At 70.4% G+C, this 22,342-nt stretch carries 18 protein-coding genes and 1 pseudogene; 9 read left to right on the forward strand and 10 right to left on the reverse strand.

Annotated elements, in window-relative coordinates; all coding sequences use genetic code 11:
* Positions 1-56 precede the first annotated feature (56 nt).
* On the forward strand, positions 57-977 hold the full coding sequence (locus ACZ5XZ_RS22305) for a helix-turn-helix transcriptional regulator (RefSeq protein WP_468980620.1): 921 nt from the start codon (positions 57-59) through the stop codon (positions 975-977).
* Positions 978-1,224: 247 nt separating this feature from the next.
* Here the strand turns inward: ACZ5XZ_RS22305 and ACZ5XZ_RS22310 are convergent, their stop codons facing one another.
* The gene (locus ACZ5XZ_RS22310) at positions 1,225-2,679 is read right to left on the reverse strand and encodes an MFS transporter (protein ID WP_468980621.1); all 1,455 of its coding nucleotides are present in this window, start codon (positions 2,677-2,679) and stop codon (positions 1,225-1,227) included.
* Between the two features lie 153 nt (positions 2,680-2,832).
* Between ACZ5XZ_RS22310 and dusB the strand changes: the two genes are divergently transcribed.
* Together dusB and ACZ5XZ_RS22320 are read left to right on the forward strand one after the other, a co-directional pair.
* Positions 2,833-3,960 (forward strand): tRNA dihydrouridine synthase DusB, encoded by a 1,128-nt coding sequence (dusB, locus tag ACZ5XZ_RS22315; protein WP_468980624.1) that lies wholly within the window; start codon positions 2,833-2,835, stop codon positions 3,958-3,960.
* 357 nt (positions 3,961-4,317) lie between these two features.
* On the forward strand, positions 4,318-4,971 hold the full coding sequence (locus ACZ5XZ_RS22320; RefSeq protein ID WP_468980626.1) for a MarR family winged helix-turn-helix transcriptional regulator: 654 nt from the start codon (positions 4,318-4,320) through the stop codon (positions 4,969-4,971).
* Between the two features lie 94 nt (positions 4,972-5,065).
* On the opposite strand, the gene ACZ5XZ_RS22325 is transcribed toward ACZ5XZ_RS22320, so the two are convergent.
* A complete protein-coding gene (locus tag ACZ5XZ_RS22325; RefSeq protein ID WP_468980629.1) occupies positions 5,066-5,989 on the reverse strand; it encodes a helix-turn-helix transcriptional regulator in 924 nt (307 codons plus the stop codon).
* A gap of 102 nt (positions 5,990-6,091) precedes the next feature.
* On the opposite strand from ACZ5XZ_RS22325, the gene ACZ5XZ_RS22330 reads away from it, so the two are divergent.
* The 3 genes from ACZ5XZ_RS22330 (at position 6,092) to ppdK (ending at position 11,508) form a co-directional block, all read left to right on the forward strand.
* The gene (locus tag ACZ5XZ_RS22330) at positions 6,092-7,633 is read left to right on the forward strand and encodes an MFS transporter (RefSeq protein WP_468980631.1); all 1,542 of its coding nucleotides are present in this window, start codon (positions 6,092-6,094) and stop codon (positions 7,631-7,633) included.
* A 79-nt stretch (positions 7,634-7,712) separates the two neighbouring features.
* Positions 7,713-8,447, forward strand: coding sequence for a type 1 glutamine amidotransferase (locus ACZ5XZ_RS22335; RefSeq protein WP_468980633.1), 735 nt, complete (start codon positions 7,713-7,715; stop codon positions 8,445-8,447).
* Positions 8,448-8,727: 280 nt separating this feature from the next.
* Complete coding sequence (gene ppdK, locus ACZ5XZ_RS22340) at positions 8,728-11,508, forward strand: pyruvate, phosphate dikinase (protein ID WP_468980900.1); 2,781 nt, start codon at positions 8,728-8,730, stop codon at positions 11,506-11,508.
* Positions 11,509-11,743: 235 nt separating this feature from the next.
* Here ppdK and ACZ5XZ_RS22345 read toward each other — a convergent pair whose 3' ends face one another.
* Positions 11,744-12,025, reverse strand: a complete 282-nt coding sequence (locus ACZ5XZ_RS22345) for a DUF6355 family natural product biosynthesis protein (RefSeq protein ID WP_468980636.1) — start codon at positions 12,023-12,025, stop codon at positions 11,744-11,746.
* A 729-nt stretch (positions 12,026-12,754) separates the two neighbouring features.
* Between ACZ5XZ_RS22345 and ACZ5XZ_RS22350 the strand changes: the two genes are divergently transcribed.
* On the forward strand, positions 12,755-13,591 hold the full coding sequence (locus ACZ5XZ_RS22350; RefSeq protein WP_468980640.1) for an ArsR/SmtB family transcription factor: 837 nt from the start codon (positions 12,755-12,757) through the stop codon (positions 13,589-13,591).
* 91 nt (positions 13,592-13,682) lie between these two features.
* On the opposite strand, the gene ACZ5XZ_RS22355 is transcribed toward ACZ5XZ_RS22350, so the two are convergent.
* The 5 genes from ACZ5XZ_RS22355 to ACZ5XZ_RS22375 all read right to left on the reverse strand — a co-directional run bounded on the left by ACZ5XZ_RS22355 (position 13,683) and on the right by ACZ5XZ_RS22375 (position 18,165).
* Positions 13,683-14,639 carry a TauD/TfdA dioxygenase family protein gene (locus ACZ5XZ_RS22355; RefSeq protein WP_468980641.1) on the reverse strand — a complete coding sequence of 319 codons (957 nt, stop codon included), beginning with the start codon at positions 14,637-14,639 and terminating at the stop codon, positions 13,683-13,685.
* 229 nt (positions 14,640-14,868) lie between these two features.
* Positions 14,869-15,009, reverse strand: a complete 141-nt coding sequence (locus ACZ5XZ_RS22360) for a hypothetical protein (RefSeq protein ID WP_468980643.1) — start codon at positions 15,007-15,009, stop codon at positions 14,869-14,871.
* A 37-nt stretch (positions 15,010-15,046) separates the two neighbouring features.
* Positions 15,047-15,883 (reverse strand): carbohydrate ABC transporter permease, encoded by an 837-nt coding sequence (locus ACZ5XZ_RS22365; protein WP_468980646.1) that lies wholly within the window; start codon positions 15,881-15,883, stop codon positions 15,047-15,049.
* Between the two features lie 36 nt (positions 15,884-15,919).
* The gene (locus tag ACZ5XZ_RS22370; protein WP_468980648.1) at positions 15,920-16,870 is read right to left on the reverse strand and encodes a carbohydrate ABC transporter permease; all 951 of its coding nucleotides are present in this window, start codon (positions 16,868-16,870) and stop codon (positions 15,920-15,922) included.
* A 29-nt stretch (positions 16,871-16,899) separates the two neighbouring features.
* Positions 16,900-18,165 (reverse strand): ABC transporter substrate-binding protein, encoded by a 1,266-nt coding sequence (locus tag ACZ5XZ_RS22375; RefSeq protein ID WP_468980651.1) that lies wholly within the window; start codon positions 18,163-18,165, stop codon positions 16,900-16,902.
* Positions 18,166-18,416: 251 nt separating this feature from the next.
* Here ACZ5XZ_RS22375 and ACZ5XZ_RS22380 point away from each other — a divergent pair.
* Positions 18,417-19,001 (forward strand): annotated as a pseudogene (locus ACZ5XZ_RS22380) (hypothetical protein); the annotation flags it as partial.
* Positions 18,975-19,484, forward strand: coding sequence for an aminoglycoside 6'-N-acetyltransferase (aac(6'), locus tag ACZ5XZ_RS22385; protein ID WP_468980901.1), 510 nt, complete (start codon positions 18,975-18,977; stop codon positions 19,482-19,484). The pseudogene ACZ5XZ_RS22380 and the gene aac(6'), both read left to right, overlap by 27 nt.
* Before the next feature lie 49 nt (positions 19,485-19,533).
* Here aac(6') and ACZ5XZ_RS22390 read toward each other — a convergent pair whose 3' ends face one another.
* Together ACZ5XZ_RS22390 and ACZ5XZ_RS22395 are read right to left on the reverse strand one after the other, a co-directional pair.
* A complete protein-coding gene (locus ACZ5XZ_RS22390; RefSeq protein WP_468980653.1) occupies positions 19,534-19,836 on the reverse strand; it encodes a hypothetical protein in 303 nt (100 codons plus the stop codon).
* 75 nt (positions 19,837-19,911) lie between these two features.
* Positions 19,912-22,116 (reverse strand): SUKH-4 family immunity protein, encoded by a 2,205-nt coding sequence (locus tag ACZ5XZ_RS22395; protein WP_468980656.1) that lies wholly within the window; start codon positions 22,114-22,116, stop codon positions 19,912-19,914.
* Positions 22,117-22,342: the final 226 nt, after the last annotated feature.

The raw sequence follows: 22,342 nt of genomic DNA on the forward strand, positions 1-22,342 counted from the left end.
TATCCTGGTACCCGTGCTACCTGGCAACCGGCTGGGGCCTGCGGCACGCTGGAGGCATGACCGTCGACGCGCCCCTGACGCAGGCTGCCACACGTCCCGTTGCCGCCGCCGTCCCGCCGGCCGTCGCCGCCCCGCGCGACGACGCCGCCCGCCGGGCCGAGCTGGCCGCCTTCCTGCGCAGCCGCCGCGAGCGGATCACTCCCGAGCAGGTCGGCCTGCCGCGCGGCAGACGTCGGCGCACCCCGGGACTGCGCCGCGAGGAGGTCGCGCACCTGGGGGCGGTCGGCGTCACCTGGTACACCTGGCTCGAACAGGCCCGGGACATCCACGTCTCACCGCAGGTCCTGGACGCGGTGGCCCGCGCACTGCTGCTCGACCGCGCCGAGCGCAGTCACCTCTTCGCGCTGGCCGGGGCGGTCGACCCGCTGCCGGGCAGGGAGTGCACGGGCGTACCGCGCGAGTTGCGGCAGATCCTGGGGCAGCTCGCCCCGTTCCCGGCGGTCGTACAGAACAGCCGGTTCGACATCCTCGCCTACAACAGCACCTACGGGCAGCTGATGTGCGATCTCGACGCGCTGCCCGAGGAGGACCGCAACTGCATGTGGCTGGCGTTCACCCACCCCCAGTGGCGGGCGAGTGTGGTCGATCTGGACGCCACGATGCGGGTGATGGCCGCCAAGTTCCGGGCCTCGATGGCCGAGCATGTCGCGGAGCCGGCCTGGAAGGCGCTGGTCGCGCGGCTGACGGAGGCCTCGCCCGAATTCCGGGAGATCTGGGCGCAGCACGAGGTCGTCCGCCCGATGAGCTCCGTCAAGCTCTTCCGGCATCCGCGGGTGGGCGTACTGCAGCTGACGGCGACGAGCCTGTGGACGGGGCCCAACCCCGGGCCCAAGCTGCTGTCGTACACCCCCGTGGACGAGGCGTCCCGCGAGCGGCTGCAGCAGCTGGAGGAGCTGGCGGGGCGGGCCGCGGCGTAGACGGGGCGGGCCGGTGTGGCGCGGGCCGGTGTGGGGGCGGGCCGTAAGGGGTGGGGGAACAGATCCCGTAGGGGATGCGAGCGCCCCCTGCGGGGCCACAACGTGGCGGGCGCGAGAGGCATTCCCGGGCGGAGAGGTATTCGCGGCCGAGGACGACCGCGCGCCCCCCCCGGCCGGTCCTCACGACCGCGCGCCGCCCCGGCCGAGCCCCCCGGCCGCACATCCGGCCGAGTCCCTCGCCCCCTCCTCACGACCGCGCCCCCTCCGCCCGCTCCCCCCGCCGCTCCTCCTCGAACAGTGCCGCCGTGCGGGCCGCCGTCGCCCTCGCCCACCGGCCCGTCGTCAGGGCGCCGAGCAGCAGGACGGCGGCGCCGCAGCCGGTGATGATCCACCAGGCGGGGCGGCCGGCCGCGAGGAACTGGTCCGCGGTGGCGGCGGCGTGCGCCCCGCTCGCCAGTACGGCGCCGATCACCGCGACGCCGAGGGACTGCCCCACCTGCCGGCTGGTGGAGGCCACGGCGGCGGCCACCCCGGCCTGGGCGCGCGGCATGCCGGACACCGCGGTGTTGGTGATCGGCGCGTTGACCAGGCCGAAGCCGATACCGAAGAGGACGTAGCCGGTGAACATCAGGGCAGCGGACGACGGCGCGTCGAAGGCGGCGAAGAGCACTCCGCTGGCGCCCATCGCGGTACCGGCGAGCAGCAGCGGCAGCCGGGGCCCGCGGCCGCCCACCAGCCGCCCCGACACCGGCGCCCAGATCAGCGTCATCCCGGCCATCGGCAGCATGTAGAGCCCGGCGGACAGCGCGGACAGCCCGCGGATGTTCTGCAGGTACAGGGTGTTGATGAAGAGGAAGCCGCCGAGCGCGGCGAAGGCGCAGACCGCCACGACGGTGGCGCCGCTGAACGGGGCGCTGTGGAAGAACCGCAGATCGAGCAGGGGCTCGGCGCGGCGCCGCTCGTAACCGATCAGCGCCGCCAGCGAGACCACCGCCACCAGCACGCACACCAGGATCTCGGTGGACGCCCAGCCGGCCTCCGGCGCCTCGATGATCGCGTACGTCAGCGACCCCAGCAGCGTGATCACCAGCAGCTGGCCGACCGGGTCGACCCGGCGCGGCCGGGGGGCGCGCGATTCGGGCACGTAGCGCAGGGTGAGCAGGAGCGCGAGGGCGCCGATCGGGACGTTGATCCAGAAGATCGAGCGCCAGCCGACGCTCTGCACCAGCAGCCCGCCGATCACCGGCCCGGCCGCCATGCTGATGCCGACGACGCCGCCCCACACCCCGATCGCACGGGCCCGCTCCCGGGGCTCGGTGAAGGTGTTGGTGATGATCGACATCGCGACGGGGTTGAGCATCGAGCCGCCGACCGCCTGCACCATCCGGAAGACCACCAGCCACCCCAGGTCCGGCGCCAGGCTGCACAGCAGCGAGCCGATCGCGAAGACCACCAGCCCGACCAGGAAGACCCGCCGCCGCCCGAGCCGGTCGGCGGTCGACCCGGCCAGCATCAGCAGCGACGCCAGCACCAGCGTGTAGGCGTCGATCGTCCACTGCATACCGGCGACCGAGGCGTTCAGCTCGCGCTGCATGGCGGGCAGGGCGACGTTGAGGACGGTGTTGTCGAGGCTGACGATCAGCAGGCTCAGGCAGCAGATCGCCAGTACCAGGAGTCGACGCCGGCGGCTGAGGTCAGGCATGGTTGAACGCTACAACCATCTGGGCCGGTCGGCTCTGGCAGGGCCACTCCCGCGGTGCGGGACAATGGGAGGTCGCAGCGGCCGGACACCCCGTACGGCCGAGGCCCGCCGCCCCGCCAACGGAAGCCGAAGAAAGCCGAAGGTATCGCCGCCATGACTCTGCTGCAGATCGGTCCGCACGCGGTGCAGCCGCCCGTGGTCCTCGCGCCGATGGCGGGGATCACCAACGCCCCGTTCCGGACGCTGTGCCGGGAGTTCTCCGGCGGCAAGGGCCTCTTCGTCAGCGAGATGATCACGACGCGGGCGCTGGTCGAGCGCAACGAGAAGACCATGCAGCTGATCCACTTCGACGAGACCGAGAAGCCGCGCTCGATCCAGCTGTACGGCGTCGACCCGGACACCGTCGGCAAGGCCGCCCGCATGATCGCGGAGGAGGACCTCGCCGACCACATCGATCTCAACTTCGGCTGCCCGGTCCCGAAGGTGACCCGCAAGGGCGGCGGCTCCGCGCTGCCGTACAAGCGCAACCTGCTGCGCTCCATCCTGCGCGAGGCGGTGGCGAACGCGGGCGCCCTGCCGGTGACGATGAAGATGCGCAAGGGCATCGACGACGACCACATCACCTACCTGGACGCGGGTCGGATCGCGGCCGAGGAGGGCGTCACGGCGATCGCCCTGCACGGCCGGACCGCCTCCCAGCACTACGGCGGCACCGCCGACTGGGACGCCATCGCCCGCCTCAAGGAGCATGTCCCCGAGATCCCGGTGCTCGGCAACGGCGACATCTGGTCGGCGGACGACGCCCAGCGGATGATGCGGGAGACCGGCTGCGACGGGGTGGTCGTGGGCCGCGGCTGCTTGGGGCGGCCCTGGCTGTTCGGCGACCTGGTGGCCGCCTTCGAAGGCACGGGCACGTACGCGCAGCCGACGCTCAAGGAGGTCGCGGCGGTGATGCTGCGGCACGCCACGCTGCTCGGCGAGTGGATCGGCGACGAGGCGCGCGGCGTGATCGACTTCCGTAAGCACGTCGCCTGGTACACCAAGGGTTTCTCGATCGGCTCCGAGATGCGCCGCAGCCTCGCGGTCACCTCCTCGCTCGACGAACTGGACGCGCTGCTGTCGGAGCTGGACCTCGACCAGCCCTGGCCGGTGGGCGCGGACGGCCCGCGCGGCCGTACGTCGGGCCGCAACCGCGTGGTCCTGCCGGACGGCTGGCTGGACGACCCCTACGACTGCAGGGGCGTCGACGCGGACGCGGAGCTGGACACGTCGGGCGGCTGAGACCGGCCGCACCCGGCGGGCGCCTCGTCGCACGGCACGGCTCCCCCCAGCGGGGGAGCCGGACGCCGGCATATCCCCCCTGATGGTGAGGCGCCCCACGCCTCGGCGCAGCAGCATTACCGGTGTCACACCGACACGCCCCGCTGCGCCGCGGTACGGGGGTTCGCGGCGGAGCGGGCGTGTCGGCGCCTCGGATGAGGGTCGGGCGGGGAGCACCGCGATACCGTTTGAGTCCGTACGGGGGTGCGGGCGCGGCTGATCCCACGGCCGCGCGGCACCGCACCCGGCAGGCCACGGGCAGGCACCGGGGAAGACGCCGAGGGAGAAGCTGCGGTGGACGCCGAGGGAGAAGCTGCGGTGGACGAAGAGCGTGTCATCGGGTGCACCGAGCGGGCCGCGGACACCAAGGAGGCCGGGGATACCGAGAAGCCCGGCGATACCGAGAAGCCCGGGAACGCCGCGGACACCGAGCGGGCGGTCCAGGCCAAGCTCGGTGACACTCCCGTCCGTTACGAGCAGATGGCCGCGGTGGCCAACATCTACCGCGCGGCGGCGGCGGTGCGTCAGCACTTCGAGAACTCCGTGCTGCGCGGCGTCGATCTGACCTGGACGTCCTTCGTCGTGCTGTGGGTGGTGTGGATCCGGGGCGAGACGGAGACCCGCAGGGTCGCCGAGGAGGCGGGCATCTCCAAGGGCACCCTCACCGGCGTCGCCCGTACCCTCCAGGGCCGTGGCCTGCTGGAGCGCAGGGCGCACCCGGACGACGGGCGGCTCGCCCTGCTCTCGCCGACGCCCGAGGGCGAGCGGCTGATGACCCGGGTCGTCCCGGAGTTCAACGCCGAAGAGGCCTTCGTCACCGAGGGGTTGAGCGACGACGAGGCGCTGGACCTGGCGGATCTGCTGCGCCGGGTCGTGGTGCAGGTCGAGACCCGGGGCGCCCAGCGGCGACTGGAGCTGCTGGACGGCCAGGCCCCGCCGCCGCGGCGCAGCGGACGGCGGGCGAAGCTGTAGGGCCGGGCGCCTCTCAGCGCTCCGCCTCAGCCCTCAGCCTGCAGCGCTCCGCCTCAGCCCTCAGCCTGCAGCGCTCCGCCTCAGTCCTCAGTCTTCAGCCCTCCGTCCGCCGGCCCGCCCCCGCGGCGACCAGCCCCGCCGCGCCGATCTCCCGGTAGCGGTCGAGCAGTTCACCGATCACCCGGACCGCATCCTGGTCGGCGGGCGTATAGACCCACATCTTGGCGTCGGCGACGGCGGTCGTCGTGAAACCCGTGGCGGTGATCGCGACCGTGCGGCCGTCGGCGGTACGGAATTGCTTGCGGTGGGTGACCGGGGCCGAGACTTCGTGCCGGGCCCACAATTCCACGAAAAGCGGGCTGGCCTCGGAGAGTTTCCGGATGTACGCGCGCCAGTGCGGATCGGTCAGTCGCCGGCCGAATTCGGCCCGCAACTGCCCGACCATGAAGGAGACTTCCCGTTCCCAGTCGACCAGCGGCTGACTCACCTCGTCCGCCGTGAAAAGCCGCCACAGCACATTGCGGTCGGGCGGCGAAAGCAGCTCCATCCGCGGGTCGAGCGCGGCGTATGCGTCATTGAAGGCCAGTACGTCATAACCGGCGGACACCATGCTCGCCGGCAAGGGGCTCAACGAATCCAGAATGGTCTGCATGGCCTGCGCCTCGGGCGGCAGCGGATGCCGGGCCGGGGGGCAGCCGACGGCGCCGGGCACACCGGCGAGCCGGTGCAGATGGGCGCGCTCCTCCGGGCCGAGCAGCAGCGCCCGGGCGATGGCGTCCAGCACCTGCACGCTCGGGTTGATCGCCCGGCCCTGCTCAAGCCACGTGTACCAGGCCACCCCGACACCGGCGCGCTGGGCGACCTCCTCGCGGCGCAGCCCCGGGGTGCGCCGCCGCGGCCCGCCGGGCAGGCCCACGTCCTCGGGCGTGATGCGCTCCCGGCGCAGGCGCAGAAACGCGGCGAGTTCACCGCGCCGGGAGGCCGCGGCGGTTGCGGAACGGGTGGTGATCGCTGACACCGCACCATCATGCGGGATGCCGTCACGCCGTGCCAGATACCGCCGGTACCAGGATCACTGGATCTCTGGTACCCGAATACGACGGCCGTGATCATCGCTGTCATGAGCGAGCTGACCTACGAACCGGATATCCCCGCAACGCGGCCGACGCCGACCGCCCCGCCCCACCGGAAGAGAAACCGACCGCACCCCAACGGGATTCTCCTCGTCGTTCTCGGTGCGGTATTCATGGCGCTGCTGGACGCGACCGTCGTCAATGTCGCCACCCCGACCATACGCACCGATCTCCATGCCACCGGTTCCGCACTCCAGTTGATTGTCGCCGGCTATACGATTTCCTATGCCGCGCTGCTGATAACCGGTGCCCGGCTCGGCGCCCGGCACGGATTCCGCACCGTCTTCCTGCTCGGCCTGGCCACCTTCACCCTGGCCTCGTTCGGCTGCGGACTGGCCCCCGGGGCAGGGGTGCTGATCGGCGCCCGTGTGGTGCAGGGCATCGGCGCGGGGCTGATGGTTCCCCAGATCTACAGCCTGATTCAGCTGACGTTCGAAGGACGGGCCAGGGCCCGGGCGTTGAGCCTGTACGCGACGGTGATCGCACTCGCCGTGGTGGTCGGCCAGGTCGCCGGCGGACTGCTGGTCAGCGCGGACCTGTTCGGCACCGGCTGGCGCCCGGTCTTCCTGATCAATGTGCCGGTGGGGTCGGCGCTGCTGGTCGCCGCGCTGCGGCTGCTGCCCCGCCGGACAGCACCGTCGCCCAAGGGGCTGGACCTGCCCGGCCTCCTCACGCTGACCACCGCGCTGCTACTGCTGGTCGTGCCTCTGGTGCTGGGCCATGAGCAGCACTGGCCGCGGTGGGCCACCGGCGCTCTGCTCGCCGCGGCCCCGGCGTTCGCGCTGTTCGTGCTGGTCGAGCGGAGGGTTGCCCGCCGCGGCGGCGCGCCGCTCGTCCCCGGCCGGGTGCTGAGGTCGCGGGACCTGGTGTGCGGTGCGGCCGCCCTCTTTTTCAGCATGGCTGGTTACGCCGGTTTCCTCTTCTCCTTCTCCCAGCATCTGCAGTCGGGGCTCGGCGAGTCCGCGATCCGGGCCGGGCTGACCTTCGCACCGCTGGCCGTCGGCGTCGCCACCGGCAGCCTCACCTGGCAGAAGCTGCCCGCCCACTGGCAGTTGCGGATGATCGCCGCCGCCTGCGTCCTGGCCGCGGTCGGCTATCTCGGCATCGGCCTCACCCTGCGCGCGGGCGGCCGGGGCGGTCTCGTACTGCTGGTGCTCCAGCTGCTGTGGGGGCTCGGCCTCGGCTACACCACCAGCCCGCTGCTGACCCTCGCCCTGTCCGGCATCGCCCCCGCCGATGCCGCCGATGCCAGCGGGGTGCTCACCACCGTCCCGCAGCTCGCCCAGGTGGTCGGCGTCGCCACGTACGGCAGCATCTTTCTGTCCCTGGCCGACGGGCCGCCGGCGGCCGGGCCCCAGGCCGCCTCCGCATCCGTGTCCGCCGCCGCGGCCGCATCCGCCGAAGCCCTGCACGCCACCGCCCTGCCGGTCGCCGTCGGCGCCCTGCTCGGGGCGCTGGCGCTCGTCCCGCTGCTCCGCGGGCGTACCGGGAAAGGCCTCGCGACGGTGACCCGGGCCGGGGACAATTGAAGTTTGCATTCAAAAGAGTTGCTTCGGCAGGCGTCCACCGGACCCGCAGGGCCCGGACACGAGGAGGGGAGCACCACCCATGCGCGCCTTGGTCATCGTGCACGACCATCTGTCCACCGCGGGCCATGTCGGCGAGCGGCTGGCCGAGCGGGGCTATGAGCTCGACGAACTGCACGTGGTGCCGGCCGAGCGGTATACGAACCCGGACGTGGACGTGGCCTTCCCGCCGGCCGGGAACTATGGCCTGATCCTGACGCTCGGTGCCCCGTGGTCGGTGGCACGACGGAACGCCTGGATCGAGGCGGAGCTGGCCCTGCTGCGCTCGGCGCACGACGCCGGGATACCCGTGCTCGGGATCTGCTTCGGCGGGCAGATGCTGGCCGCGGCGCTGGGCGGGGAGGTGGCGGTGGCGCCGCGCTTCGAGCTCGGCTGGAGCCGCATCACCACCGACGCCCCCGAACTGGTCGGGCCCGGCCCCTGGTTCCAGTTCCACGGCGAGCGCTGGACGCTGCCGTCGGGCGCCCGGGAGGTGGCGCGCAACGCCTACGCCTCGCAGGCCTTCGTGTGCGGCCGCTCGTTGGGCCTGCAGTTCCATCCGGAACTGACGCCGGAGGTGCTGCGGGCCTGGTTCGACAACGGCGGGGAGGAGGTCGCGGCCGGACTGGGGGCCGACCCGGATCGGCTGGTGGCCGAATTGCGTGCAGATCTGCCGGCCGTACGGGAGCGGGCACGCACCCTCGTCGACGCGTTCCTGGATCGGATAGTCGCCGTAGGGGGTCCAAATGATGGGACCCCAGCACACATGAGCGCGTGATTCTCGCCACCCCTGATAGGCGGCGCGCTCAGATGAGCGAAGTGCGCCGGGCTCCACCTCTCCAATGGTGGCACCCGGTGCCACGCGTCATGTGTTCGACTGATCAAGTCATGGATTGCTCTGCGTGACGAGACTCCCCTGCTCTGATTGCGTAGCGGAGTGATGCATTCAGGCAGTAAACACAGCCGAGAACGCATGATCACTTTCGATCTGCTGGCGCACGCCTGGTTACACGCGTATGTCGACCAAGTGGACGTACCCATACGCCTTCGATCTGGGTATGTTCCTCGCCGTCAGGGCAGCCCGTCGGCGAGGAGTCAGTGCCGTGCCGGAAACACAAGATCCCCACGTAACCCAGCCTTCGTCCGCGAAGTTCGTCTACGACTTCACCGAGGGCAACAAGGAGCTCAAGGACCTCCTAGGCGGCAAGGGTGCGAACCTTGCCGAGATGACCAACCTGGGGCTTCCCGTCCCTCCGGGCTTCACGATCACCACCGAGGCCTGCAAGGTCTACCTGGAGAGCGGCACCGAGCCCGCGGCACTGCGTGCCGAGGTCTCCGAGCACCTCGACGCCCTTGAGCGGAAGATGGGCAAGAAGCTCGGCCAGGCCGACGACCCGCTGCTCGTATCGGTGCGTTCCGGGGCGAAGTTCTCCATGCCCGGCATGATGGACACCGTCCTCAACATCGGCCTCTCCGACGCGTCGGTTTCCGGCCTCGCCGCGCAGGCCGGCGACGAGCGGTTCGCGTGGGACTCCTACCGCCGCCTCATCCAGATGTTCGGCAAGACCGTGCTGGGCGTCGACGGCGAGCTCTTCGAGGACGCGCTGGAGGAGGCCAAGCAGGCCAAGGGCGTCCGCGTCGACGTCGACCTGGACGCCAAGGACCTCAAGGGCCTGGTCGCGGACTTCAAGGACATCGTCGCCAAGGAGACCGGCCGGGACTTCCCGCAGGACCCGCGCGAGCAGATGGACCTCGCCGTCCGCGCGGTCTTCGACTCCTGGAACACCGACCGCGCCAAGCTCTACCGCCGCCAGGAGCGCATCCCCGGCGACCTCGGCACGGCCGTCAACGTCTGCTCCATGGTCTTCGGCAACCTCGGCCCCGACTCCGGCACCGGCGTCGCCTTCACCCGCGACCCCGCCAGCGGCCACCAGGGCGTCTACGGCGACTACCTGCAGAACGCGCAGGGCGAGGACGTCGTCGCCGGTATCCGCAACACGGTCCCGCTCGCGGACCTGGAGCAGATCGACAAGGCGTCCTACGACCAGCTGATGCAGATCATGGAGACGCTCGAGACGCACTACAAGGACCTGTGCGACATCGAGTTCACCATCGAGCGCGGCAAGCTGTGGATGCTGCAGACCCGGGTCGGCAAGCGCACCGCCGGTGCCGCCTTCCGGATCGCCACCCAGCTCGTCGACCAGGGCCTGATCGACGAGGCCGAGGCCCTCCAGCGGGTCAACGGCGCGCAGCTCGCCCAGCTGATGTTCCCCCGCTTCGACCTGGGCGCGAAGTCCGAGATGATCGGCCGCGGCATCGCCGCCTCCCCGGGCGCGGCGGTCGGCAAGGCCGTCTTCGACTCGTACACCGCCGTCAAGTGGTCGCGCTCCGGCGAGAAGGTCATCCTGATCCGCCGGGAGACCAACCCCGACGACCTCAACGGCATGATCGCCGCCGAGGGCATCCTCACCTCCCGCGGCGGCAAGACCTCGCACGCCGCCGTCGTCGCCCGCGGCATGGGCAAGACCTGTGTCTGCGGCGCCGAGGAGCTGGAGGTCGACACCAAGTCCCGCCGGATGACGACCGGCGACGGCACCGTCATCGAAGAGGGCGACGTCGTCTCCATCGACGGCTCCACCGGCAAGGTCTACGCCGGTGAGGTGCCGGTCGTGCCCTCCCCGGTCGTGGAGTACTTCGAGGGCCGGATGCACGCCGGCGCCGACGACGCGGACGAGCTGGTCAAGGCCGTCCACCGGATCATGGCGTACGCGGACCGGGTCCGCCGGCTGCGCGTACGGGCCAACGCCGACAACGCCGAGGACGCCGCCCGCGCCCGCCGGTTCGGCGCCCAGGGCATCGGCCTGTGCCGCACCGAGCACATGTTCCTCGGTGAGCGCCGCGAGATGGTCGAGCGCCTCATCCTGGCCGACACCGAGACCGATCGGGACGCCGCGCTCGCCCAGCTGCTGCCCCTGCAGAAGGCCGACTTCATCGAGCTGTTCGAGTCGATGGACGGCCTGCCGGTGACCGTACGGCTGCTGGACCCGCCGCTGCACGAGTTCCTGCCCGACATCACCGAGCTGTCGGTCCGGGTCGCGCTCGCCGAGGCCCGCAAGGACGCCAACGAGAACGACCTGCGGCTGCTGCAGGCCGTGCACAAGCTGCACGAGCAGAACCCCATGCTGGGTCTGCGCGGCGTCCGCCTCGGCCTGGTCATCCCCGGCCTGTTCGCGATGCAGGTCCGCGCGATCGCCGAGGCGGCCGCCGAGCGCAAGAACGCCAAGGGCGACCCGCGCGCGGAGATCATGATTCCGCTGGTGGGCACCGTCCAGGAGCTGGAGATCGTCCGCGAGGAGGCCGAGCAGGTCATCGCCGAGGTGGAGAAGACCCACGGCGTCGACCTCAAGCTCACCCTCGGCACGATGATCGAGCTGCCCCGCGCCGCCCTCACGGCCGGTCAGATCGCCGAGTCCGCCGACTTCTTCTCCTTCGGCACCAACGACCTCACGCAGACGGTCTGGGGCTTCAGCCGCGACGACGTCGAGGCCAGCTTCTTCACCGCGTACCTGGAGAAGGGCATCTTCGGCGTCAGCCCGTTCGAGACCATCGACAAGGACGGCGTCGGCTCGCTCGTCCGCAACGCCGCCGCGGCCGGCCGGGCCACGCGCCCGGACCTCAAGCTCGGTGTGTGCGGCGAGCACGGCGGCGACCCGGAGTCCGTCCACTTCTTCCACGAGGTGGGCCTGGACTACGTCTCCTGCTCCCCGTTCCGCATCCCGGTCGCACGACTGGAGGCGGGCCGCGCGGCGGCGGAGAGCAAGGGCAGCGACAGCCGCTGACCGCTCCGGTCGCCGCGGGCGCCGAGCGCGTTCGCGGCGACCGGCGACCAGCCCACCGGAGCCGGCGGCGGGGAAACCCCAACCCTCATCCGCCCGGCCGTAGGCTCCGGCACCCAACGAGGGCGGCACCTTGTGCGGAGGTGCCGCCCTCGCTCTTGCGCTGGGTCGCCGGGCCCGGGGCGCGCTGCCCCGGGCCCGCCGTCATGCCTTGGTCGTGCCGCGGTCCATGCCGTGGTCAGCAGGTGCGGCCGGTGTAGTGCGCGCCCTGGATCCTGCCGGCCGAGCCCAGCCACGACCTGCCGGGGCCCACACAGCGCTCGTAGTCCGGGCCCCATGCCACCTCCACTTTGATGACGACGTGGGAGCCGTCGCTCGTGCAGTGGTTGTAGAACGCGTCGCTGCCGGTCTCGTAGAACCCGCAGGGGTCGGCGGCGGCGGACGGTGCGGCGGCGGTGGACAGTCCGAGGACGAGTGCCACGGCGCCGAGGACGGCCGGCAGGGAACGGCGAACGCTCACGGGTCGACTCCTTCTTGAGGACGCGATGTTCGAGCAGAGTTGGCTTGTGCACGGTGGCCGGCGCATCGGCGGCTCGGGCACCGTGGGCTCTGCACGCGGAGAGCGTCGCAGCAGCCACGCGGGGTGGTCACCGGAACTCGCTCGGACGAGTGGGGGAGTTCACTCGGTCGAGTGGGGAGGGTTTGAAGTGCGGAAACGTCCGCAACCTGGCCGCAGCGGGCCCTGCCGAGGGGCCGGTGGCCCGGGGCTCCCGGGCGGGGGCGGCACCTGTGCGGAGGTGCCGCCCACGCTTTCTCCGGACTCCCCCCTCGGGAGCTGCCGCCACCCCGGTCGGCGCGGGAAGGCGGCCTTCGGCGGGGCCGTCGAGCGGCCGGTTGTTTGCCCATCACCCCCCACGGGATCGAGCAATCCGGGCCGTTCGTGCCGCCGTCGAATTGAGTACAGCATTCCGCCCGGCCGCCTGGTCGCGCGACACTTTTCAAGTCTGGCCAAAAGGGCATGGTGACCGCGCGTGTTGGCGTGCATACTCAGGCGTGCCGGGGGCCGACTGAGGAAACCAGAGGTGGGGGTTCGGTGTTACGCGTCCATTTCAGTGGACTCGATCTGGCCCGTGTGCGCATTGCGGCGCGCCCGGACGCACTGTGGGAGACGGTCTTAAGCTTTCATCGACTACGTGACAGGCGCGACGATTCGGCGTTCGGCAAATGGCGATCGGAAACGCGCGGAAGGTTGAATGGCGAAGCGCGTCTGCTGGCGCCGCTGGTGCCCACCCGCGGCTATTTTCCCGATTTCCTGACGCCCGCCGAGGGGCTCCTGGGGATGGCCGACGCGCTCGCCGCGCTGCGTGAGACACCGGCCGCCCGGCTGCACGACGAGCTCGGCCGGCTCTCCAGCACGACCCGCCCGCTCCCCGCGTGGATACGGGCGATGGCCGACGGCGAGACCCGCGCCCTCGGCCGCCTCGCGGGCGTACTGCAGCGCTATTACGAGGCGGCGGTCGCCCCGTACTGGGCGCGCGTCCAGGGCCGCATAGAGGCCGACCGCGCCGCCCGCGGCCGGGCCCTGCTCGACGGCGGCGCGGACCGTCTGCTCGCCTCGCTGCCGCCGATGATGCGCTGGCGCCCACCGGTCCTGGAGGCCGACTACCCGGTGGACCGCGAGCTCCATCTCAACGGCCGGGGCCTGCTTCTGCTGCCGTCGTACTTCTGCCGCCGCACCCCGGTCACCTTCCACAACCCGGACCTGACGCCCGTCCTGGTCTACCCCGTGGAGCACCAGTCGCCCCGTCTCACGCCGAACGCCGGGCAGGAACGTTCCCTCGGGCGGCTCGTCGGCCAGACCCGTTCCGCGATACTCCAGGGCATCGGCGTCGGCTGCACCACCAGCGAACTCGCCCGCCGCGCCGATGTCTCGCTGGCGTCGGCCAGCCAGCACGCGACCGTACTCCGCGACGCCGGCCTGCTGACCACCCTGCGGCAGGGCAACGCGGTGCTGCACACCCTCACCCCGCTGGGCGCGGCCCTGCTGCGCGGGGCGCGCTCGGCGGAGGGGGTGGGCGCGGCGTAGCGGCGGGCGCGGCGCATGCGCCGGGTACGAGCCGGGGTGCGGGTGGCCGACGCGCGGGGCGCGTGTCGGGCGGTCGGCGGCGCGCCCTGGGTCAGTACGGGCGGTCGCCGGCGATGGCGACCCGTTCGGCGACCCTGCGGTGCGCCCCGTAGTCGTTCACCGCGTAGTGCTGGGTGGCCCGGTTGTCCCAGAACGCGATGTCCCCCGCCTGCCAGCGCCACCGCACCTGGAACTCCGGTACGTGCGCCTGCTGGAACAGCATCCGCAGCAGCCGGTCGCTCTCGGTCTCCGCCAGCCCCACGATCCGGGTGGTGAAGGACGCGTTGACGAACAGCATCCGCCGCCCGGTCTCCGGGTGCCTGCGCACCACCGGATGCTCGACCGGAGGGAACTCCGCCTGGAATGGCGCCAGTTGAGCCTCGGAGTAGAAGCGCGCGAAGCCCGGTAGATAGTCGTGCACCGCACGCGCGGAATTGATCCGCGTCCGGATTTTCGAAGGCAAATTGTCGTATGCCGCGGCCATATCGGCCCACATCGTGTCCCCGCCGGCGGGCGGGACCTCGCGCAGCTGCAACACCGCCCCGAGCGCCGGCCGCTCCCGGAACGTGACATCCGTGTGCCATACGTTCTCGAACGTGGGGACCCCGCCGGCGGCCTTGTCGAACCGCACCACATCCTTCGAATCCCCCTGCGCCAGGAGCGGATTGGTCTCCAACTCTCCCCAATTGGCGGCGAATTCGCGCTGGGCGGCGGAGCTGAGATGCTGCCCGCGGAAGAACAGTACCTTCCACTCCAGCAGGGCCCGGTTCAGCTCCGTACGCAGCGTCTCGGACAGCGGCCGGGACAGGTCCAGCCCCCGGATCTCGGCCCCGATGGTGGCGGCCTGCGGCACCACCTCGAAGCGCTCGTACGGGCGGTCCTCCCAGCCGTCGGGCGTACGCCGCAGGCTGCGCGGCCCCTCGTACAGCCCGTCGGCGGGGATGCGGTGGGGGCGGAGGGCGGGGGCGCCGGGTGTGGTGGATGTGGTGGGTGTGGCGGTGGGAGTCAACGGGGCCTCCTGGAGGAAGGGCGCGGGGAAGGGAGGGGGCGCGGGCGTCGCGCGTCAGGGTGCGGGGCGTCGCACGCCAGGGCGCGAGGGGACGGTCGGGACGGTCGTCGGTGCGAGACGGCCGGTACCGGCCGTAGGGAACCGTCAGGCCGCCGTACCGAGCCCGCACGGGCCGCGACGAACCGTCGTCAGGCCGCGGTACGGAGTCCGGGCGGGTGGTACCGAACCGTCAGGCCGTACGGGAACAACAGGCCGGGGGAGAGCCCACCCGGCCCCGGCGGCGCAGGAAGCTCAGCCCGCGGGGCGCGCACTCGCCGTGGGGGCCGCGTGCGTGCGACTCCGCCTCACCGACATCCAGGTGCGTGCTCATGCCACGCACCGTACCCGATGCGTGGCCCGGCCACGCCTCAGTCATCGATCCCGCTGCGCTCCACCCCCGCGACGATGTACCGCTGGAGCAGCAGGAAGACGACCACCAACGGGGCGATCGACACCGCCGCGGCCACGAACAGCTCATGCAGATTGAGGTTCTGCGCGGTGGTGAACGTGGACAGCGCCACCTGCACCGTCCAGGTCTCCTGGTCCTGCCCGATCACCAGCGGCCACAGGAACGCGTTCCAGGCCCCGATGAAGACGATCGTGCCGACGGCGGCGAAGACCGGGCGGGCGTTGGGCACCACGATGCGCCAGTACGTCCGCCAGTGGCCGAGCCCGTCGACCCGCGCCGCATCCTCCAGCTCCTTGGGGAAGCCCAGGAAGTACTGCCGGAAGACGAAGCAGGCGAAGGCGCTGAACAGCGTCGGAATGATCAGCCCGCGCAGCGTCGAGATCCACCCCAGCGTGGACACCAGCACAAAGCTCGGTACGAACGTCACCGCCGCCGGCACCATCAGCGTCCCCAGGATCGCGTAGAAGACGACGTTGGCATACCGGTAGGGAATCCGGGCCAGGCCGTACCCCGCCAGCGAGGCCAGCACGACCGTACCGACCGTCGTCGACACCGCGATCAGCGTGGAGTTGAGCAGCGCCCGCCCCATGGGGAGGTTCGGATCCCGGAAGATTTCGGTCAGATTCGACCACTGCAGATCGTGCGGGAAGAACGTCCACTGCGGAGCGGTGATGTCCTGCTCGGTCGCCAGCCCGTTCCGCACCAGCAGATAGAACGGGACCAGGAACAGCAGTGCCAGCGCGATCAGCAGCACCACCCGCAGCGCCCGCCCCACCCTGGTCAGCGCATCACCCATCCCGGGTTTCACTCCTCTCCCCTCAGTCCTCACCCTTCAGTCCTCACCCTTGCGGCCGAGGCCGAACCAGCGAGCCTGCACCACCGTCGCCAGCGCGATGATCAGCGCCAGGATCACCGCACCCGCACTCCCCAGCCCGAGGTTCTGGTCCTGCCCCAGCGCCGTGTAGTAGAGGTAGACCAACGGCGGCCGGGCGTACGGCGGATAGCCGCGCGCGTCGCTCAGCAGGTTGTAGAACTCGTCGAACGCCTGGAACGCGTTGATCACCAGCAGCAGCACCACCGCCACGGACGTCGCCCGCAACTGCGGAAAGGTGATGTGCCGGAAGGTCTGCCAGCCGGGCCGCGCCCCGTCCACCGCGGCCGCCTCGTACAGCCCCGGCGAGATCCGCTGCAGCCCGGCCAGGAACAGAATCATGTAGAAGCCGGCCTGCAGCCACAGCCGTACCGTCACGATGACCAGCCAGTACCAGGGCGGATCGGTGGTCGACAGCCAGGCCGTCTGATCGGCGCCGAACCACCCCAGGACGGTGTTGGCCAGCCCGAACCGCACCCCGTTGAAGATCGACAGCTTCCATATCAGCGCCGCGACCACATAGGAGCACGCCGTCGGCAGGAAGAACACCGACCGGAAGAAGGCCTGGGCGACACGCAGCCGGTTGACCATCAGCGCCAGCGCGAGGGAGAGCACGTAGGTGGCCGGCACGATGAAGGCGGTGAACAGCACAAACGTGCCCAGGCTGCCGAGGAACGCCGTATCGCTCAGCATCGCGCCGTAGTTGCCCAGCCCGACGAAGTCCGAGCCGGCCGGACTGACCGTGTTGTGCGCGTCGAAGAAGCTGAGGTAGACGCTCCACGCCAGCGGCACATAGGTGAACAGCCCCAGCCCGACCGCGAACGGCCCGACGAACACCCAGAACCACAGATTCCGCCGCTGTGGCCCGAGCAGCCGAGCCCGTAACCCCGTCGCCGCCCCGTCCCCCACCATCACTCCTTCTGCTTCTCTCTCTGCTTCCCCTACTTCTTCTTGACGCGCTGAAGCTCGGCATTCACCTTCCGCACCACACCCTTCAGCTCGCTCTCCGGGTTGGCGCCGTCCTTGACGATCCGGCTCAGCGCGTCCTGATAGGCCGTACGGTCCGCCGTCGTCCACAACAGCGGCTCGGCGTGGCCGTACTCCGTCGCGTACCGCACCGCGTCCGCGGCCGCGCCCTCCCGCAGCTCCGCGGCCGTCTTCGCCAACGAGATCCGCGCCGGGATGTGGAACCCGTACGACAGCGCGAAGTCCCGCTGGAAGTCGGTCCGCTCCACCCACAGCCACTTGGCGAACGCCTTCGCCTCCGCCTTCCGCGCACTGCGCGCACTGACCGCTGAGCCATACGCCCCCACGGGAACGGCCGGCTTCCCTCCACTGCCGTCCTTCGGGAACGGCAGCACCCCGAAGTCGTCCCCCAGCGCCTTCTTGATCTGCGGCAGCGCCCACAGCCCCGACCACTGCATCGCGGTCAGCCCCTGGATGAACGCGGCCGGATCGGACCAGTCCGTGGGCGCCCCCAGCAGCAGCGACTTGTCGGCGTACAACTGCCGGATCTTTCCCAGCACCCGGGCCGCGGCCGGATCGTCGAACCCGACCTTCCCGTCCCCGTCGATCAGACTCAGCCCGGCGGCGAACAGCGGCGTCCCGCTGAGCACCCCCACCCCACCGTCGTTCCCCAGGAAGAGCCCCTTGCTCTTGCCGCCCTTACCGCTGAGCTCCTTCGCCGCGTCCACCAACTCATCGACCGTCCGGGGCGGTTCCACCCCCGCATCCTTCAGCGCACTCTTGCGGTAGTAGAGCAGCTGCATGTCGACGACCTGCGGGATGCCCCAGATCTTGTCCTGCCAGATCTTCGGCGCGAGCACGGCCTGGTTGAAGTCGTCCTTCACCGGCTCGACCTCGGCGGTCAGATCGACCACCTGCCCGCCCTGGATCTGATCCAGCAACGGCCCGTTGACCTCGAACACATCCGGCCCCGAGTCGGTCAGCAGGGCGGCCGCGGTCTGCCGGTCGTAGTCCCCCGGCCGCCACTGCACCGACACCTCCGCCTTCTTGTACGCCGCGGCATACCGCTTCACGGCCTGCTCGGTCCCCGGCTCCCCGTACTGGTGGTACCACTGACTGATCCCGGAACCCGAACCCCCGCCCCCACGCCCCGTGTTGGACCCGCACGCGGTGGCCAATGCGGCAGCGAGAGCCACCCCACCACCCGCCGCCAGCACCCGCCGTCTGTCGATCCCCGCCATGCCGCTCAGCCCCCTGCCGCTCGCAACTGCCGTCTACCGTCTGCCGTCTGAACGTCGTCTGCTCATCACCGGTTCACTGCCTGCTACCTCTCTACGAACCACCTTCGCCCGCGATCTATGCCCACCTAGGCCCGCAAACCGCTCACGTCCGTACGTCGCTGTGTCCTTGCGTCCTAAGGTCCCTACGCCCTCAAGCCCTCAAGCCCGACAATTCGATCGCGTATGCAGGGCCCCACTGCCACCCTGCTCCCATGAACGCCACCCCGGCATCCACTCCTGCCTCCGGACCTTCCCCTGCCCCTGCCCATGCCCCTGCTGAACTGCTGCTGGTCGGCGGCCGGGCCGGCGTGGGCAAAACGACAGTCGGCTGGGAGGTCTCCGCCCTCCTACGGCGCGCCGACGTCCCCCACGCCATCATCGAAGGCGACTTCATGGGCCAGGTGCATCCCGCCCCGGACGGCGACCCGCACCGCTCCCACATCGCCGAACGCAACCTCACGGCGATCTGGTCCAACTACGCCCAACTCGGCTACCGACGCCTCATCTACACCAACACCGTGAGCGTTCTCCCCGAGAACGTGGCAATGTTCGAGCGCGCCATGGGGGAGGGCACCCGCATCGTGCGGGTCCTCCTCACCGCCTCCGACACCAGCGCCGCCGAACGCCTGACCGCCCGCGAACTCGGCTCAGAACTGGACCACGAGCTGGAGGGCAGCGCCCGCAAGGCACGGCTCCTGGACGAGCGCGCCTCCGCGGACACGATACGAGTGGCCACCGATGGCCGGACCGTCCCGGACATCGCGGCCGACGTGCTTGCGGCCACCGGATGGGTCGGTGGCACCCCCGCCCCACTTCGCGGCGCTGCCGTCCTCCTCCGCCCGACGACGCCCGCCGACACCGCCACCCTTGACCGGATCGTCCGCGAACCGGCGGTCGCCGCCTGGTGGTCGGCGCCGGACGACTACGACGACATGCTCGCCATCGTCCTCGACGACGAGGTCATCGGGGCGATCCAGTACGACGAGGAGACCGACCCCGAATACCGCCACGCGAGCATCGACATCTTCCTCACCACCGCCATGCACGGCCGCGGCCTCGGCACGGACGCCGTACGCACCCTCGCCCGCTGGCTGATCCACGAACGCGGCCACCACCGCCTGACCATCGACCCGGCCGCCGCCAACACCGCCGCGATCCACAGCTACCGCAAGGTCGGTTTCAAGCCAGTCGGCATCATGCGCGCCTACGGCCGCGACTACCGGACGGGCGGCTGGGCGGACGGACTGCTGATGGATCTCATCGCGGATGAGCTGAGTTGAGCCTGAGGGTGGTCGGACCGTATGAGCCGTAGGCCAGGCGGCGCCAACTCTAAGGGTTGGGATGGTGGCGCTTGCGGTAGAGGGAGATCGCCGACTTCGGGGGGAAGTTGGGAACGAAGGCCAGCGCTCCGTCGACCTTGGAGATGATGAGGTGGCTGCCGCCGAACGACCGGGGCTCGGTGGGCGGAAAAGCGGCATGGACGAGGTAGCCGATGTCGAACTCTTCGACGTGTACGGATGCCGGGGTGCCATCGTGGCAGAGCGGCTTGAAGTTGGTGCTGGCGATTTCCCGTGCTTCGTGAACGGTTGATGGCACCCGGTTCCCGGATTTCGGTGGATCGATTTCCGGCACGTGATTCTCCTTGTGTGCTCGGGCCAGTGTGCGCCGGTAGACGGTTTGCTTTGAGTCGGGGAACGGATTCCGCGGCTACTGGCTGTGGAATGCGTATGCCCAGGCGGGGGCCTCGGCGCCTACGCTGTCGATGAGTTTGTGCGCGGCGAGCACGTGATCGGGCAGGAGTCTGGCCTCGTCATCACCCTCGACGAGGCCTTTGGTGAGGTGGCCCGTGACCCACAGCGCGACCATGGTGAGGAAGTTCTCCAGGCTGTGCGCGGCGGGCAGACCCGCGAGGTGCTCCTCACCCGGCTCTGTAGGGACGCGCAGTACGTGACCCGTAGGGCCGTCGATGACGAGTTCGCCGCCCATCCAGAAGCCGATCTGGAAGAACGGACCGGTCTCCTCGACGGAGACGATGTCCGAAGGCCAGGAGACTTCGTCAAAGATGCGCATGCGGTGGTCGCCGTACGGATAGATACCCAGGCCGTCTTCATTGCTCATTTCGGGGAGCCCGAATTCGATGAGCGTGCTGCGCGTCGGCTCGTCGGTGAGTCCGTCGGGGAGCGCGTGTGGCGAGAAGCTACGGATGCTATGGGGTCCGTACAGCTTCACCAGATCCGAGGGGCTGGGCGGAGGGGCGTCAGTGGGTGTGACAGCGGTGGTGAAGGCATAGCGCCCCGAAAGGGGGGTGGAATTCGGGAAATTGAATTCGGAGAGCGTCTCCCCTTCTGCGGGCTCGATGGCGAAGACACCGCCCGAGCCGCCGAAGAACACCAGATTCCCGATCCGAAGCGCGGGACTCTCAAGGAGCAGGTCGTGAACCGCCTCCTCGTCTGACATGGCGTCCTCGAGGTCGTCGACGGATTCGGGGCCCGGTCGGTCCGAGTCGTCCCCGGGTGGCCAGGACAGGTCGCCGTGATGCTTCTCCGGGATCTCTTCGCGCCAGGAGCCGGCAAGGTGCTCACCGGTGGCCGCGTCCCAGATGACGGCGCGAGAAGACCAGGTATGGAGGCCGGCCACGGCGGGGCGACCCTGCCAGCGCACTTCGACCAGCCCGTCGACGGGATCTGGTTCGAGGAATCGCCAGTGGTAGCCGCCCGGTGGGCGCCAGTGTGCCCACTTCACCTTCCAGGGAAGGCGCACCCCGGAGTCGGCGACGGCGGCGGCAAGGGCCCGGTCGCCACGAGCGGTGGCCATCAGATGCAGCCATGCGGCCCATTCCGGTTGAGTGGACGGGATCACGCCATAGGACCAGAGCTGGACCGCGGTACCCGCGCCGGTGTTCCCAGGGACATCGCCGATGAACGCGCAGCAAGCGGCATCCATCAGCGTCGTCTGCGGGATATTGGCCAGCACGCCCCCGTCTTGAAGCAGATCCTCGAAGGGGCCCCCGGGTTCGCTGCCTTGGGCCGATACGGATTCGGCGAAGTCGGCCTGTGCGGCATGCATAGCGAGCCCTGCGGCGGCATACGTCCCCTCAGGGCCCGAATTCTCCCACCCCTCCGGATGGCGAAATTCTGGGGAAATGCGCCTCAGCCACTCGGTCATATGCCGGTCGACCCGGCAGATCTCGTCGTCTGCTGTGCCTCGACGCAGCCGCTCCGCCACGCTCTCATCGGTGAAAGCCACCCCGTACTCGCCGGACACCAGATGGGAAGAGAAGTCCTCCAGCACGCCATGGAGAGCGTCTTCGGTGACCGGCTCCCGGCCGAGCGCTGTGGTGAGTTCCACCCATACGCGCAAGGGCACGATGCGGGGTTGGGCCAGCGCCAACGCGCGAATCGGAGTCGGCCATTCCCGCTCGGCGATGTCCCGGCTTTGAAGGTGGAAGACGACCTTGGAGAGCAGTGGCAGCTTCTCGGGGGTGAGATGGACGAGTACGCCGAGCTTTCCGCCGCTCAAGTTGTCCATGGTCGCGAACAGCACGCGTTCCGGTTCGGACGAACCGCGGGTACGACCCGCCCGGTGAGCGTTCGCAATGAGAACGAGCCGGTTCTCACCCAACCGCCGGAGCCGACCTCGCCAATCCCAACGATTGCCGGGGGACACATCGATACCAAGTCGGCGTAGTACCTCGTTCTGCACTTCCTCGGCTGTTTGGCCGGAAGCATCCACCAGGATGCTGCCTTCGATGTGCCGATGGAGTCGCTGCAGGACGGCCGCGCCCTCGAACCCCGAGGGGTCGACGAGATGAGCCCCGCTCTCTCCCGTGCGCCGATCACGCCACCACGCTGAGAGCAGAGAGAACATCTCCTCCTCCGGTGCGGTCCCCGCCGTCCGATCGCGCTCGGTCATCCCGTTTCCTTTGGCTGGTGTTCTCGCTCAGACCTGATTATCCAGGCAGGTTGGCCCGCTGGCTGATCCATGAACGCGGCCGCCGCTGCCTGACCATCGACCCGGCCGCCGCCAACTCCGCAGCAGTCGACCGTTCCCCTCCGACCCGGCACACGGAGCCGCCCGCGCCCGCGTCATGTCAGACCTTGGCGGACTGCGGAAGTACGGGCCGGCCCTCGGTGCCCGG

The sequence above is a fragment of the Streptomyces sp. NPDC033270 genome (assembly GCF_055576575.1).